General features: G+C 43.2%; 12 protein-coding genes. 7 read left to right on the forward strand and 5 right to left on the reverse strand.

Annotation, left to right across the window (positions count from 1 at the left end; all coding sequences use genetic code 11):
- Positions 1-41 precede the first annotated feature (41 nt).
- The gene (locus tag MKS89_RS05975; RefSeq protein WP_072960966.1) at positions 42-806 is read right to left on the reverse strand and encodes a DNA repair protein; all 765 of its coding nucleotides are present in this window, start codon (positions 804-806) and stop codon (positions 42-44) included.
- Positions 807-1,110: 304 nt separating this feature from the next.
- Here MKS89_RS05975 and cysB point away from each other — a divergent pair, with 304 nt between their 5' ends.
- Positions 1,111-2,085, forward strand: a complete 975-nt coding sequence (gene cysB, locus MKS89_RS05980) for an HTH-type transcriptional regulator CysB (protein WP_072960969.1) — start codon at positions 1,111-1,113, stop codon at positions 2,083-2,085.
- A gap of 129 nt (positions 2,086-2,214) precedes the next feature.
- Here cysB and MKS89_RS05985 read toward each other — a convergent pair whose 3' ends face one another.
- Entirely contained in the window at positions 2,215-2,451 is a 237-nt protein-coding gene (locus tag MKS89_RS05985) for a hypothetical protein (protein WP_072960971.1), read from the reverse strand.
- A gap of 152 nt (positions 2,452-2,603) precedes the next feature.
- On the opposite strand from MKS89_RS05985, the gene lrp reads away from it, so the two are divergent.
- Together lrp and MKS89_RS05995 are read left to right on the forward strand one after the other, a co-directional pair.
- Positions 2,604-3,098 (forward strand): leucine-responsive transcriptional regulator Lrp, encoded by a 495-nt coding sequence (gene lrp / locus MKS89_RS05990; protein WP_021020090.1) that lies wholly within the window; start codon positions 2,604-2,606, stop codon positions 3,096-3,098.
- Between the two features lie 179 nt (positions 3,099-3,277).
- Positions 3,278-6,055, forward strand: coding sequence for a DNA translocase FtsK (locus tag MKS89_RS05995; protein WP_072960974.1), 2,778 nt, complete (start codon positions 3,278-3,280; stop codon positions 6,053-6,055).
- A gap of 74 nt (positions 6,056-6,129) precedes the next feature.
- Here MKS89_RS05995 and dsbB read toward each other — a convergent pair whose 3' ends face one another.
- Both dsbB and nhaB read right to left on the reverse strand, forming a co-directional pair.
- Positions 6,130-6,663 carry a disulfide bond formation protein DsbB gene (gene dsbB, locus MKS89_RS06000; protein WP_072960977.1) on the reverse strand — a complete coding sequence of 178 codons (534 nt, stop codon included), beginning with the start codon at positions 6,661-6,663 and terminating at the stop codon, positions 6,130-6,132.
- Between the two features lie 72 nt (positions 6,664-6,735).
- Positions 6,736-8,319: a Na(+)/H(+) antiporter NhaB gene (nhaB, locus tag MKS89_RS06005; RefSeq protein WP_072960979.1), complete on the reverse strand. Its 1,584-nt coding sequence runs from the start codon at positions 8,317-8,319 to the stop codon at positions 6,736-6,738.
- Between the two features lie 629 nt (positions 8,320-8,948).
- Between nhaB and fadR the strand changes: the two genes are divergently transcribed.
- Positions 8,949-9,794 carry a fatty acid metabolism transcriptional regulator FadR gene (gene fadR, locus MKS89_RS06010; RefSeq protein ID WP_072960982.1) on the forward strand — a complete coding sequence of 282 codons (846 nt, stop codon included), beginning with the start codon at positions 8,949-8,951 and terminating at the stop codon, positions 9,792-9,794.
- A gap of 89 nt (positions 9,795-9,883) precedes the next feature.
- On the opposite strand, the gene MKS89_RS06015 is transcribed toward fadR, so the two are convergent.
- Positions 9,884-11,047 (reverse strand): Card1-like endonuclease domain-containing protein, encoded by a 1,164-nt coding sequence (locus tag MKS89_RS06015; protein WP_072960984.1) that lies wholly within the window; start codon positions 11,045-11,047, stop codon positions 9,884-9,886.
- A gap of 393 nt (positions 11,048-11,440) precedes the next feature.
- Between MKS89_RS06015 and hinT the strand changes: the two genes are divergently transcribed.
- The 3 genes from hinT (at position 11,441) to MKS89_RS06030 (ending at position 13,652) form a co-directional block, all read left to right on the forward strand.
- Positions 11,441-11,791, forward strand: coding sequence for a purine nucleoside phosphoramidase (gene hinT, locus MKS89_RS06020; protein ID WP_072960986.1), 351 nt, complete (start codon positions 11,441-11,443; stop codon positions 11,789-11,791).
- 65 nt (positions 11,792-11,856) lie between these two features.
- A complete protein-coding gene (locus MKS89_RS06025; RefSeq protein WP_072960987.1) occupies positions 11,857-13,263 on the forward strand; it encodes a COG3014 family protein in 1,407 nt (468 codons plus the stop codon).
- The gene (locus MKS89_RS06030; protein WP_072960989.1) at positions 13,263-13,652 is read left to right on the forward strand and encodes a YcfL family putative periplasmic lipoprotein; all 390 of its coding nucleotides are present in this window, start codon (positions 13,263-13,265) and stop codon (positions 13,650-13,652) included. The genes MKS89_RS06025 and MKS89_RS06030 overlap by 1 nt, the downstream gene beginning before the upstream one ends.
- Positions 13,653-13,670: the final 18 nt, after the last annotated feature.

The raw sequence follows: 13,670 nt of genomic DNA on the forward strand, positions 1-13,670 counted from the left end.
TGTTATGAATAGGTGTAGAATTTAAATCAGGGAGGAGATCGCTACCACTTTTTCTTCTCACCGAACAGGGCTTCCATATCGTCATCTCGTTCTCGATCGCCTTGCGCTTCAATAATCGATGTTTGTTTCTGTTGGCGCTTGTTCTCGAGCTCATCGTACATGGTTTGCAGTTTTTCCCGAGCTTGATTTGAATAAGCATCATTTTTTGTACTAAGGACATCGATACCTTTCTTCAGAAGTTGAATCGCCGTTCCGGGTTGTCCGCGCACAATCGACTCATTGGCTCGTTTGATGACATTCTCAATATTGATGCGTATCTGAATCATTTCCAGACGTGCATTTTCTGTCACATACGCCTGAGTATCCAAACGTCCTTTATTATGTTCGCTCCGAACTGTATCTCTCAGACGTTTTACAAGCTTGAGCATTGTAATCGCTTGTTTATCATTGGTTGGTGACTTGAATGTTGTACTGTCCTGATTCGGATGATTTTCACGTAGATTTTTTACTTGCCCCTGCATGTTTTCGATACGATGTGCCAATTGTTTGTTTTTAGGGTCTAGCTCGTACATATTTTGTAGTGCATCTAAAATCCGATTATTCAGACACAGCAACAAGTCCTTACTGTAAGGGACATGATGGGCGTTACCAATTAGGTCTTCAGTGGCATCAATGATCGCGACATAACGAGTAGACTCGTGTTTTCTCGCTGCTTCGACTTTGACTTTGTACTGCAACATAATGTTGTAGCCTAAAATCAGAAGGAGCAATATGCCCACCAAGGCAATGATTAATCCTATACTCATAGTTCCTACATCAATCCGTACATCGTGAATTCAACCTGTCTAAGGATTCATAAAGTTGGCAATCCTGGACGGTAAGTTCGTATAGCATAATAAAATTTAGCGTATTCTACCAATGAATCCCCCCATTATTCTTTAATAGATCACTTAATTATTGAGTAAATGAAGTTCCCACTCGCAGAAAAGTTCCAATTATTTTCCAACTTGCGGCCAAAAAAGGGTATAAATTATTCTCATTAAGCATTATAACTAATGATTATATAAACTATCTAAGTTTGTGATTTGCTGCAGAGATAACGGGGTTGACATGAAGCTACAGCAGTTAAAATACATTGTGGAGGTGGTGAATCATAATTTGAATGTTTCAGCTACAGCCGAAAGTTTGTACACATCTCAACCGGGAATTAGTAAGCAGGTTCGTTTACTTGAAGATGAGCTTGGAATTCAGATATTCGAACGGAGTGGTAAACATCTGACCCAGGTGACTTCTGCCGGGGAAGATATCGTTAAAATTTCACAGGAAATTCTTTCTCGGGTTGAAGGGATTAAAGCAGTCGCCAGCGAACACACTCACCCAGAAATGGGGACATTAAATATCTCGACAACTCATACACAAGCCCGTTATGCACTGCCGGATGTGATTAAAGGGTTTACCGCCAGATATCCTAAAGTTTCTTTACACATGCATCAAGGAACGCCAAGTCAGATGTCAGAAGCGATTGCGAAAGGGATCGCGAACTTTGCTATTGCAACCGAAGCACTACATTTGTATCAAGATGCAATCATGTTACCTTGTTATCACTGGAATCGTTCGATTGTGGTGCCAAAAGGGCATCCTTTAGCACAACGAGATAAGCTAAGCATCGAAGAGTTAGCGACATATCCCTTGGTCACTTATGTGTTTGGATTTACAGGGCGCTCTGAACTGGATATGGCATTTGATCAGGTTGGATTGACTCCGCGAGTTGTCTTTACCGCCACGGATGCCGATGTCATTAAGACTTACGTCCGAATCGGTATGGGAGTCGGGGTGATTGCCAGCATGGCAGTTGATAAAGTCCGTGATGCAGATCTAGTGGCAATTGATGCCAGCCATATTTTTGGTTCGAGCACCACGAGTATCGGTTTTCGTCGAGGGACCTTTCTACGTTCTTATATGTTTGATTTTATGGAACGTTTTGCACCTCATTTGACTCGTCCTGTGGTGGAACAAGCGATATCTCTGAAGTCGAATCAGGAAATTGATGAGATGTTTAAGGATATTCAACTGCCTGTGCGCTAATTGTTATTGATTTTGAGTTTGTTAGGCGCTGTCAAGTCCCGGATTTTTCAGAGTTAGGTTCCAAAGTAGCAAATAATTTAGTGAGCCGATGACTCTTTCATCAGCAATCGCAGTAGTTTTGTTCTTGATTCAGTCGTCAGTTTGTGGAAAATCTGGTGCAAGGTGTAAATAAGTCGATAATATTTGCCCTTTTGGTAGTTTTTCACGTTTGACGTTCAGAGGTTTCTTGACCTTTACAATTATGCCTGCTTTCGCAAATATACCGTCAGCAGTAGGAAGAATGGATGCACCTACGGTGATGTCATTATCGTCAGAGGAGCGGATGCCAATGATGGTGTTTGACTTTTTCGGTATGCCGATCATCATCCTGACCCCTCATTTGTATTTGGTTGTATTCACTGGGTGTTTGTATAATATATCGAATATATGACTAGTATTATGTGAGTCTGTTATTTGAGATATTTTGTGTTAAAAATTGTTGTATGTGTTTGCAAGGAAGTAAATAAGGTGGAATAAACATGGCAGACAACTATAAAAAGCCGTCCAAGGATTTAGACCGGATCGATCGCAACATTTTGAATGAGTTGCAGAAAGATGGCCGGATTTCAAATGTAGAGTTATCCAAACGTGTTGGATTGTCTCCAACCCCCTGTTTGGAACGTGTGAGACGACTTGAGCGTCAGAACTATATCACGGGATACACAGCACTTCTGAATCCGCAGTATCTTGATGCGTCATTACTTGTTTTTGTTGAAATTACATTGAATCGTGGGGCTCCGGATGTATTTGAACAATTCAATACAGCGGTACAAAAACTAGACGACATTCAGGAATGTCATCTTGTTTCAGGAGATTTTGACTATTTGTTGAAAACCAGGGTATCGGATATGGGTGCTTATCGTAAACTTTTGGGCGATACGCTATTACGACTACCTGGCGTAAACGATACGCGAACCTATGTGGTGATGGAAGAAGTGAAGCAGACAAATCAGTTAGTCATCAAAGTTCGTTAGCCGGTCAGGGAAGAAGTCTCGAATATCTTTCTGTATTCTGACTTAACGACATTGGGTTTTGGCTAATGTTATGGTTAAATCACAGCATAAACCGAGCGGCTTGAGCCGCTCGGACTGTTTTTATTTCAATTCATGTTATGCATGATGCTTTGACATGAGGTTTAGGCAAAAAGTTGGTTATGTTCAAAGAGAACAAAAGTAAAGTCGAAACCATTATCAAAACCAGAGCTGAGGTCACGACTTCAGCTCGCTTAAATGGCATTCAACGGCTGAAAGAGAGTGTTTTGATTTTGGCTGTCCTCCTCTCCGTTTTTTTCTCCGTGGCTTTATTGACATTTAGCCCTGCTGACCCGTCTTGGTCTCAGACCGCTTGGGGTGGAGAGCTACATAATGCCGGTGGATATATCGGTGCCTGGATCGCCGATACACTCTTCTTTACTTTTGGGTCGCTGGCATATCCACTTCCTTTGGTGATTACGCTCCTTGCATGGGGAGGACTTCGCGCTCGTGATGAGGATGAATCCTGCGATTTTATGCTCTGGGGGACCCGTTTACTCGGTTTCGTGGTGGTTCTGCTGACAAGTTGTGGCTTGGCTGACATCAATTTTGATGACTTGTGGTATTTCTCTTCTGGCGGTGTTGTTGGTGATGTTTTAAGTAGTCTGGCACTACCAACATTCAATATCTTGGGCAGTACGTTGATTTTCCTGTTTCTTTGGGGGGCTGGTTTTACATTACTGACTGGCATCTCATGGTTGACGATTGTGGAGTGGCTTGGGGATCAGGCCATTGCATTCGCACAAAAAGGTGTGTCACTGTTTCGGAGAGGGGAGAAGGAGACCATTCTGTCCCCTGGGATTGAATCATCGGCTGCTTTGCTTGAACGTGATATTCAAAATCGTCTGTCACCGACTGAAGCTGTGGTTGAATCGGATTATACAGATACAGCATCAGAACCGACGAGTGATTCCCCTGGCGACTACTCTTTTACGGACCGTTCTCTTACTGATAATGTTCGCCGCTTTAATATCCACATCCCTCAGAGTGAGCAGGATGTGGAGGATGATGGAACACAAGGGCAACAAGTTGCAACGGATGTCAATGATGAATGGTCTGAACGAAATAAACGGTTTTCTGCAACAATAGAAGAATTGGATAAAGCCGCACAGCAACATGATGACTTTGCTCAAGGCGATTGGGACGATGAGTCAATTGAGGATACGTCCGCTACGACAGAGGTGGTCAACCACTCATTTGGATCCGTTGATGTTGATATTCGTGAAAATGAACCAACAATTTCCAGCTTAGATACACTCGATGATGAACCGGATCGTCCTGAGGTACAAGATGAGTCAGATGAAGATGTTGTTGCTTTCCAAAACTTAGTGTCTGAAGCGAAGAAGACCGAATCGGCAAAACAAAATCCGTTTTTAGTGCAGCCGACTATCGATCTACCTACACCGACAGAGCCATTACCCACTTTAGAGTTGCTGTATCATCCGGAGAAAAGAGAAAACTTTATTGATCAGGATATGCTGACGGAAGTGGCAAGGTTGGTTGAGTCTAAGCTATTGGATTATAAGATTCAGGCAAGTGTTGTGGGGATTTATCCCGGTCCGGTCATTACTCGGTTCGAACTTGATTTAGCGCCGGGAGTGAAAGTGAGCCGAATTTCGGGATTATCAACAGACTTAGCTCGTTCCCTGTCAACACCGGCAGTTCGAGTCGTCGAGGTCATTCCGGGGAAACCTTATGTTGGTTTGGAATTGCCAAACTTGAGCCGTCAGACGGTCTACTTGTCTGATGTCGTCAGCAGTGACAAATTCAAGCGGTCAAAATCTCCGACGACAATTGTACTCGGTCAAGATATTGCCGGTGATGCTGTGATTGCCGATTTAGCCAAAATGCCTCATGTCTTAGTTGCAGGAACGACCGGTTCAGGGAAATCCGTCGGGGTGAATGTGATGATCCTCAGTATGCTATATAAGGCGACACCGGAAGAAGTCCGATTTATCATGATTGACCCGAAAATGTTGGAGCTTTCAATCTATGAAGGCATTCCTCATCTTCTGTCAGAGGTTGTGACGGATATGAAGGATGCAGCCAATGCATTGCGTTGGTGTGTGGCGGAGATGGAGCGTCGCTACAAGCTGATGTCGGTTGTTGGTGTTCGGAACATTAAAGGCTTCAATGAGAAGTTGGATATGGCTGCCAAAGCTGGGCATCCGATTCATGATCCACTCTGGAAGGATGGTGATAGCATGGATGCAGAACCACCACTTCTGGAGAGACTACCTTTTATTGTGGTCGTAGTCGATGAATTTGCCGACTTGATGATGGTGGTTGGTAAGAAGGTTGAAGAACTGATCGCCCGTTTGGCTCAGAAAGCGAGGGCTGCGGGAATTCATTTGATTTTGGCAACCCAACGTCCTTCGGTTGATGTCATTACGGGATTGATTAAAGCAAACATTCCGACTCGAGTCGCATTTACTGTTTCAACCAAGACCGATTCTCGTACCATTCTTGATCAAGGAGGGGCGGAATCTCTGTTGGGAATGGGAGACATGCTTTATTTGCCACCTGGATCCAGTCACACCATCCGCGTTCATGGGGCATTTGCTTCTGATGATGATGTTCATGCCGTCGTCAATAACTGGAAGGCCAGAGGAAAACCCGACTACATTGCAGAAATTGTCAGTGGGGATCAAGGACCGGAAGCATTGTTACCGGGAGAGCAACTCGAAAGTGATGAAGATATCGATCCACTATTTGATCAAGTTGTTGAACACGTTGTTGAAACGCGAAGAGGCTCGGTTTCTGGGGTGCAGCGACGCTTCAAGATTGGATACAATCGTGCAGCTAGAATTGTCGAGCAGTTAGAGGCTCAGGGGATTGTCAGTGCTCCGGGACACAATGGTAATCGGGAAGTGCTAGCCCCGCCGCCGATCAGAGATTAATTGTGTCACGTTGATAAAAAAGAAGAGGGAGACCATATGGTCTCCCTCTTCTTTTTCAAAGATCATCGTCGTTTTTAAAATAAACTGCGTTTTTTGGGTTTAAAAAATTGAGCAATCAAGAAAATAAAAGCAACAAAAAGATTGATTGCAAAAATGATTTCCAACCACTGTGGCATCGATAAAGTTAAAAATTGCCATACAATTTTGCTACAGTCGCCATATGCTTCAAACATCCACGGCATCCATTGATTTAGTGGTGCCCACTGTGGGAATTGAACAAAAGCATCACAAGTTGCAAATGGTGAAGGATGGAACTGATACTCAACATGCTGGTGTGCAAGTAATAGTCCTGAATAGGCGGTGTATCCCCAAGAGAAAAGGCCTAACCACCGGAATATTGCCAGTTGGGGTGCAATGAGTCCCAGAATTGCTGCGCCACCTATTCCCATCACTGCGACTCTTTCATAAATACACATGACGCAGGGTGCAAGCATCAAAACATGTTGGAAAAAGAGTGCGCACATTTCGAAAAATAGGATAGATAACATCAGTAAAACCCAGAATGTTCTGGACTGAGAAAACTGGTTGAGTTTGGCAAAGATCACTATGGGATATCCTTATAAAGTAAAAGCTCTGTTCTACAGAGCTTTTTAACGCGAAACGACTGTAGACTCAATCGATTATTCATGACCCAGTGATGCTGATGCATGTTTTAATACGTCTGGGATGTGGTGTGATAACCAACCCAGATCATAATAATTCGCTGTTGCTGGCTCAAGGAAAAAGATGACCCCGACCAAACCAACAAGTGTTAAAACAATCGTATATGGCAGGGCCATCATCACCATTCGTCCGTAAGAGAGTCGGATGAGTGGCGCTAGTGCAGAGGTCAGAAGGAACAAAAACGCAGCTTGTCCATTCGGGGTTGCAACTGAGGGCAAATTTGTCCCGGTATTGATCGCAACAGCTAATAGGTCAAATTGATCGCGTGAGATAATGCCTTCCATGAGTGCGGTTTTCACCTCGTGAATATAGACGGTACCAACGAATACATTGTCAGAAACCATAGAAAGCAATCCATTCGCGACGTAGAACATTGCGAGTTGAAGGTCTGCATTTTTCAGGTGTAATACGGCATCGATTACCGGTTTAAATAAGTGCTGATCGACAATCACCGCAACGATCGAGAAGAAGACCGCGAGTAAAGCGGTAAAGGGCAATGCTTCTTCAAATGCTTTTCCAAGTGCGTGCTCTTCGGTAATGCCACAGAATGTGGTTGCAAAAATGATCACGGAAAGACCGATCAGCCCAACCGATGCAAGATGAAGAGCCAGTCCGACAATCAACCAAATTGCAATTAATCCCTGAATCCATAGTTTTGCGACATCAAGATTAGTTCGGTTTTGTGTTTGTGTCCGATCATAATCACGTAGAATTTGCCGAACGGGATCGGGGAGTCGAGCGCCATAGCCGAAAATCTTCAGCTTCTCAACTGCGATACAGGTGAGAATCCCACTGATAAAAACAGGTACGGTGATCGGCGACATACGAATTAAAAATTCACCGAAACTCCATCCCGCCTGATCGGCAATAATCAGATTTTGTGGTTCACCAACCATCGTCATCACACCGCCAAGTGCAGTTCCTATCCCAGCATGGAGGAGTAGTGAACGTAGAAAAGCTCGGTAATTTTCCAGATCTTCTCTGGTCAGGTCTGATAAATGCTCATCTTGTGTATGGTCACCTTGTCCAGAGGCAACTTTGTGGTAGATGGCATAAAATCCAACAGCAACACTAATGATGACAGCAATTACCGTAAGGGCATCGAGGAATGCGGAAAGAAACGCAGCAGCGATACAAAATGCTAAAGATAAGATAACTTTAGAACGTATTTCTAAAAGAATTTTGGTGAAGATAAAGAGAAGCAGTTGCTTCATGAAGTAGATGCCTGCCACCATAAACATCAAAAGTAAGAGGACTTCAATATTCGCAACTAACTCATGTTTAACTTGCTCCGGGCTTGTCATTCCTATGACTATTGCTTCTATTGCAAGTAACCCACCGGGTTGAAGCGGATAGCATTTCAAGGCCATTGCTAGCGTAAATATAAACTCAACAACCAGTAACCAACCTGCGGCAAAGGGGCTGATTGTGAAAAAGACAATTGGATTCACAATGAGAAAAGTAATAATTGCCACTTTGTACCAATCTGGTGATTTACCCAGAAAATTTTTAATGAACGCGTTTCCTAACGAAATCGGCATGATGATGACTCTTATAGTTGTTATGAATAGACACTGATATCCATCACTTCTTTTTCGTAATAATTTACGAAAGATATCCATTCAAAATTACATACATCCCCAGCAAAGATTCATGAGTGATGCCTAATGAATATTGCTCCCTGATTGATCTATCGACATGGGTGTTTTGCCGGAAACTCTACAGTAGGTTAATTATTTCATGAAATACAATAAGTTCTTAGTGAGAGTTTCCTTGAAGTTTTCACATAAAAGTAGTCTATAGTATGGACATAATGCATATAAAATCACTGTGACTTCACAACTTTGGAAATAATGTCGAAGATAACATTCTTATCAACCGCCCTATCAACAGAGATATTGTGAAATAATATGACATATCTGTAAGTTTACTATGGAAGATTTTATGTTTTTCACCTGTCCATCGTACTAAATTTCCTTTATATTTTATTCAAGTTTCAGAATGGTAATCTTAAGCTAAATCAAAAAGCACATAAGATACTTGTTGTGCATTGATGTAATTATTTGGCTTGTGTGGCAAGTTGAATATTGAACGTTTTCGCAGTGTATAAACAGGTGATATGATGAACGCCACCTGACTTTGTAAATAAACAAAACTGGAAAAGTATTGAATGGTCATTAAGGCGAAAAGCCCAGCAGGCTTTGCAGAAAAGTATATTATTGAAAGTATCTGGAATGGGCGGTTTGCGCCGGGGTCGATTCTCCCGGCAGAAAGAGAATTGTCCGAACTGATTGGGGTGACCAGAACGACATTAAGAGAAGTGCTGCAACGGTTAGCTCGTGATGGCTGGTTGACAATACAGCATGGTAAGCCGACGAAAGTGAATCAGTTTATGGAAACCTCTGGTTTGCATATTTTGGATACTTTGATGACGCTGGATGCTGAAAATGCAACCAGTATTGTTGAAGACTTACTGGCGGCAAGAACCAATATCAGTCCGATTTTCATGCGTTACGCATTTCGACTGAATCAGACCCAGTCTGAAAAAACGATTAAGCGAGTGATTGGATCGTGTGAAGCGTTACTGGATGCTGATTCATGGGAGCAATTCATGGCTGATTCCCCATACTCCGAAAAAATTTCACAGCACGTGAAAGATGATGGCGAGGGTGATAAAGAAGCTCGTGAACAGAAGCTATTGGCGAAAACGTTCAATTTTTATGATTACATGTTGTTCCAGCGTTTGGCTTTCCATTCTGGCAATCAAATCTACGGTCTGATCTTTAACGGTTTGAAAAAATTGTATGATCGTGTCGGTAGTTACTACTTCTCAAATCCTAAAGCACGTGTGCTCGCGTTAGAGTTTTATAAAGACTTGCTATCGATCTGCTCGAACGGGGCGGATAAATTAGAGCATCTTTCTGCTTGCATTCGCCAGTACGGGATTGAAAGTCGACAAATTTGGAATGACATGAAGCGTTCATTGCCAACAAGTTTTACTGAAGATGATGGTTAATTAGTTTGTTTGCCATGATTGGTGAATCCTTGTAAACAACGAAAAGGGTCGGTAGGCCCTTTTTGTTGTTTATGAATCGTGTTTATTCTTCAGGAAAGGTTTTCTCGGCCGCCTGCTTGGGTGAACCAATGTGATAAATGTGTTTCTAGCGCTTTTAACTCTTCGGGACCGATTAATGCCAGTCCTAGATCCTGTGCTCGGGTAATGTCGTTTTGCCGGAGAGGACGGAAGCTGACGAGCATTGCTCTTGCCTGAAGTCCACCCAGTAAGTCTCTCAGTGATTCAAGCTTATACAAGGTATCATCACCGTCGTCTCTCATACCCTTGGTTTTACATTCTATGATATGTAGTTTGTTATTTACCACTGTAGCGACATCCAGCTCATTTCGTACTTCACGCTCACCCAACTGACGATACACTTGAACGTTTAAAGAGCGATCCTGAATTGTCGGCATGCCACACTGAATTTTTCTGACGATGCTGTGTACCAGCGTTTCTAGCCATTCTCCGTTGGCAAATCGGCGGGCATCTTCATTGGCAAACGTTAATATACCGTGTTCATAAGTCGCAATATTGGCATTGACAAGATCTTGTATCAATACACTCAGTTCTTTGTAGCCTTGCTGTTTTTCTGACAAAGCGACATCAAGGCATTGTTCTTTTCTGCATGTTGTTGCCAGATAATTCAGCGTTGCCAGACCCGGACCGAGTTCGAGCGCATGACTTGCCCATGATGCACCGATATTACAGAGTTTTTTATCCAGCTCTGGTGGCGTATCCCGCTCAACGAACTCACCTCGGGCACCAAAGATTGTTAAATAGTCGGAGATGGTAATCCGATCCTGAACCTGCGCATCTTGGCAGTCATCCGGATATAGCCAGCACAGACAGTCAGAATTAGGTTCAACCACAAAAATGGGCCACTGGAATGTTCTGAAAACTTCATAAACGGAAAGGAGACGGTGGCGAAGCCCGCAACTGGCATTGAGTTGAATATCTTGAGCTCTGTTTTTCAGGTCGTGGGCCAATTGATAAATAGAGCGTTTAATTAATGCCACACTTGAACCTGATGGGATCTCGTAAAATTCACTACTAATATCATGTTGTTCTAAAACATTATGCAACCGGGAATAAATGGTTTTTTGTGAAGCATCACCGATCAGGACGGTATGTGAACCGATAATACGGTGATCAAGCAACGGAGTTATCAGACGAACTGGATCGTCGTCAAGGATGCCAACATGAATGGTCATAAATTATCCTCGTGCTTTCGCTTGCAGGAGTCGGAAGGAAAAAGACAAGCGATATAAACTAGGATATAAAGGTCTCCAGAGTAAAAAACAAGGTCAGTTGGTGATAAATATCTACTTTAGCGCGAAATATGACGCTATCTTTACCTATCACCCACTTAAAATTCAAACTCGAACCGGATCTGACCAGCGATTGGCAGAAAACAGCGATGTCCCTATGAACTCAAACATCCGTAACATTCTGCTGTATTTAGCATGAGAAAAGTGCTTAAAATACATGAGGTACGAAAACACAATGAAACTTAACTGATTGTGATCAATCCAATCTATGGTTAATTTTTCGTTGTCACTTTTTATGAGTCTGATTTTATACATGAGCAGATAGAGAGGCATTACATGGCCGAAGAAACAATTTTTAGCAAGATTATTCGCAAAGAAATCCCAGCAGAAATTCTTTATCAGGATGAATTGGTCACGGCATTCCGGGATATTAATCCGCGAGTACCAAGTCATATTCTGATTGTACCCAATCAACTGATTCCGACAGTGAATGATGTTGAAGATGCAGATGAAGCCGCTTTAGGTCGTCTTTTCACTGTGGCGAAGAAGTTGGCTGAGCAAGAAGGCATTGCTCAAGATGGTTATCGACTGATTATGAACTGCAATGCGCATGGCGGGCAGGAAGTTTATCATATACATATGCATCTGCTGGGAGGACAACCGCTGGGGCCGCTCTTGATGAACTAATGGGTATCTGATGAGTGAATCATCGATGATATGAATGGATAGATACAGGCGGACACAGGAACGTTGTGAGAATACGGATACGAGATATTGCCGTGATATGTTTGGCGCTAGGAAGCAGTGCTTGCGCCAATTTTTCGGCTGGCAACCTATTCAGCCATTACTCCGAACAAAATCAGGAGATGTATCAGGCTGTTAAGCAAGGTGACTACCAGAAGGCGAGTCAGGAACTTCCTGATCATCTCGTCGGGGGAAAGATTTTAGATAATCTGGAAAAAGGCCGAGTCTATTGGCTGAATAAAGATGTGCCCGAGAGCCGGTCATTTCTGAATCTGAGTGATCAGGCGGTCAGACAGCAGCAGGATGAGGCCATTGTGTCTATCAGTCGCGAGGCAGCCAATGCGGGCAGTTTGTTTGCCAATGACAATTTGACGGCATACGTTCCGGCAGATTACGAACTCGGTTTTTTACATTTATATCTCGCACTCTCGTATGTTTATGAAAATCAGCTTGAAGATGCGTTAGTCGAACTGAGACGGGCGAATCAGGTTCAGGAAAAAGCAAGAAATAAGAGACAGGCTGAATTAATAAAAGAGCGAAACCGTCTCAAACAAGAGGGGATTGAACCCAATCTTGGTGGATTAATGGCTCGTTATCCTAGTACCGGGAGCACGCTTCAATCGATTCAGAATGGTTATCTGTTTTATTTGTCCGGATTGTTATATGAAGCCAGTGGTGACTTGAATGATGCCTATGTTGATTATCGGCGAGCACTTGCTGTCGCACCGGAAAATACCAGTGTGGTCCAGAGCACGCTCCGATGTGCGCAAAAGCTAGGTATGAATCAGGATGTGGTCGCGCTGCGAAAAAAATATGGGCGTTTACCGCGGCTGAGTAAACATCAGGGACGGGTGATTATCATTCAGGAGCAAGGGGTTGTTGACCAACAGGAAGGTTGGCAGGCGTCTTTACCGATCTATGATAGTCTTGGCAGAATGAATCTGTATTCTGTGGCCTTACCTTACTATTCAGATTATCAGCCATCAGATGCTCTTCCAATGACGCTCGATGGTACCACCGTTGCTGGCCAACAGTTGGTTGATACCAATCTGATGGCAAGGAAGCAACTGAATGAAAGAATTACGTCGATTGTTTTTCGACAGATATTACGTTTAACATTGAAGAATACGCTGCGCCAGGAAGCTTCGAAAGATGATAATGGCGGTGCTGAAGTCGCAAATCTGGTGTTCAATATATGGAATACTTTGACAGAGCAGCCGGATACAAGAAGTTGGATTACTTTGCCTGGCAGCGTATTTAGTGCGACAAAGATTGTATCCGCGGGTGAGCAGACATTCACCGTGGGGCAGCAGACTTATACATTCAATGTTCCTGCACAAGGAACAACATTTGTGTGGCTTTCCCGTCAAGGGGAAAATGCCGTAATTTGGCACAAACAGTTGGGAAGGTTATGATGAATAAATGGCTCTTCAGTTTAGTTGTACTTGTTTTGGTGGGGTGTGCCAATACACAGACCGCCGGATTGACCGTTGAAAGTGAATATCAACGGATTTTGTATGGTGATAAAGTATTAGCATCTGAGCTTGAGGTGAAAGATATTTCGACAGCAGAAGTGAACGATCATACACGAGGTGTGGTCAGAGTAAAAAATAAGACCACCTCAGATCAGCATATTCAATACCGCTTTTATTGGTATGATCAACAGGGACTGGACGTCAATGCCCGACCTGGTCCGTGGCGACAAGCCATTATTAGAGGGATGGATGAAACTTCGTTATCTGAAGTGGCTGTGGCTCCGAATGCTGTGAATTTCAGAGTACAGATTAGAGAATTGAATCAGTAAGTGACAAGGTGAGTCTTT

Origin of the sequence: Vibrio gazogenes, from assembly GCF_023920225.1 — a bacterium.
Taxonomy (GTDB): domain Bacteria; phylum Pseudomonadota; class Gammaproteobacteria; order Enterobacterales; family Vibrionaceae; genus Vibrio; species Vibrio gazogenes.

Coding starts and splice junctions, on each gene's coding strand:
- nhaB (WP_072960979.1), bottom strand. CDS start 8,319: ATGCCGATTTCGTTAGGAAACGCGTTCATTAAAAATTTTCTGGGTAAA.
- MKS89_RS05975 (WP_072960966.1), bottom strand. CDS start 806: ATGAGTATAGGATTAATCATTGCCTTGGTGGGCATATTGCTCCTTCTG.
- MKS89_RS06015 (WP_072960984.1), bottom strand. CDS start 11,047: ATGACCATTCATGTTGGCATCCTTGACGACGATCCAGTTCGTCTGATA.
- fadR (WP_072960982.1), top strand. CDS start 8,949: ATGGTCATTAAGGCGAAAAGCCCAGCAGGCTTTGCAGAAAAGTATATT.
- MKS89_RS05985 (WP_072960971.1), bottom strand. CDS start 2,451: ATGATGATCGGCATACCGAAAAAGTCAAACACCATCATTGGCATCCGC.
- MKS89_RS06030 (WP_072960989.1), top strand. CDS start 13,263: ATGAATAAATGGCTCTTCAGTTTAGTTGTACTTGTTTTGGTGGGGTGT.
- cysB (WP_072960969.1), top strand. CDS start 1,111: ATGAAGCTACAGCAGTTAAAATACATTGTGGAGGTGGTGAATCATAAT.
- lrp (WP_021020090.1), top strand. CDS start 2,604: ATGGCAGACAACTATAAAAAGCCGTCCAAGGATTTAGACCGGATCGAT.
- hinT (WP_072960986.1), top strand. CDS start 11,441: ATGGCCGAAGAAACAATTTTTAGCAAGATTATTCGCAAAGAAATCCCA.
- MKS89_RS05995 (WP_072960974.1), top strand. CDS start 3,278: ATGTTCAAAGAGAACAAAAGTAAAGTCGAAACCATTATCAAAACCAGA.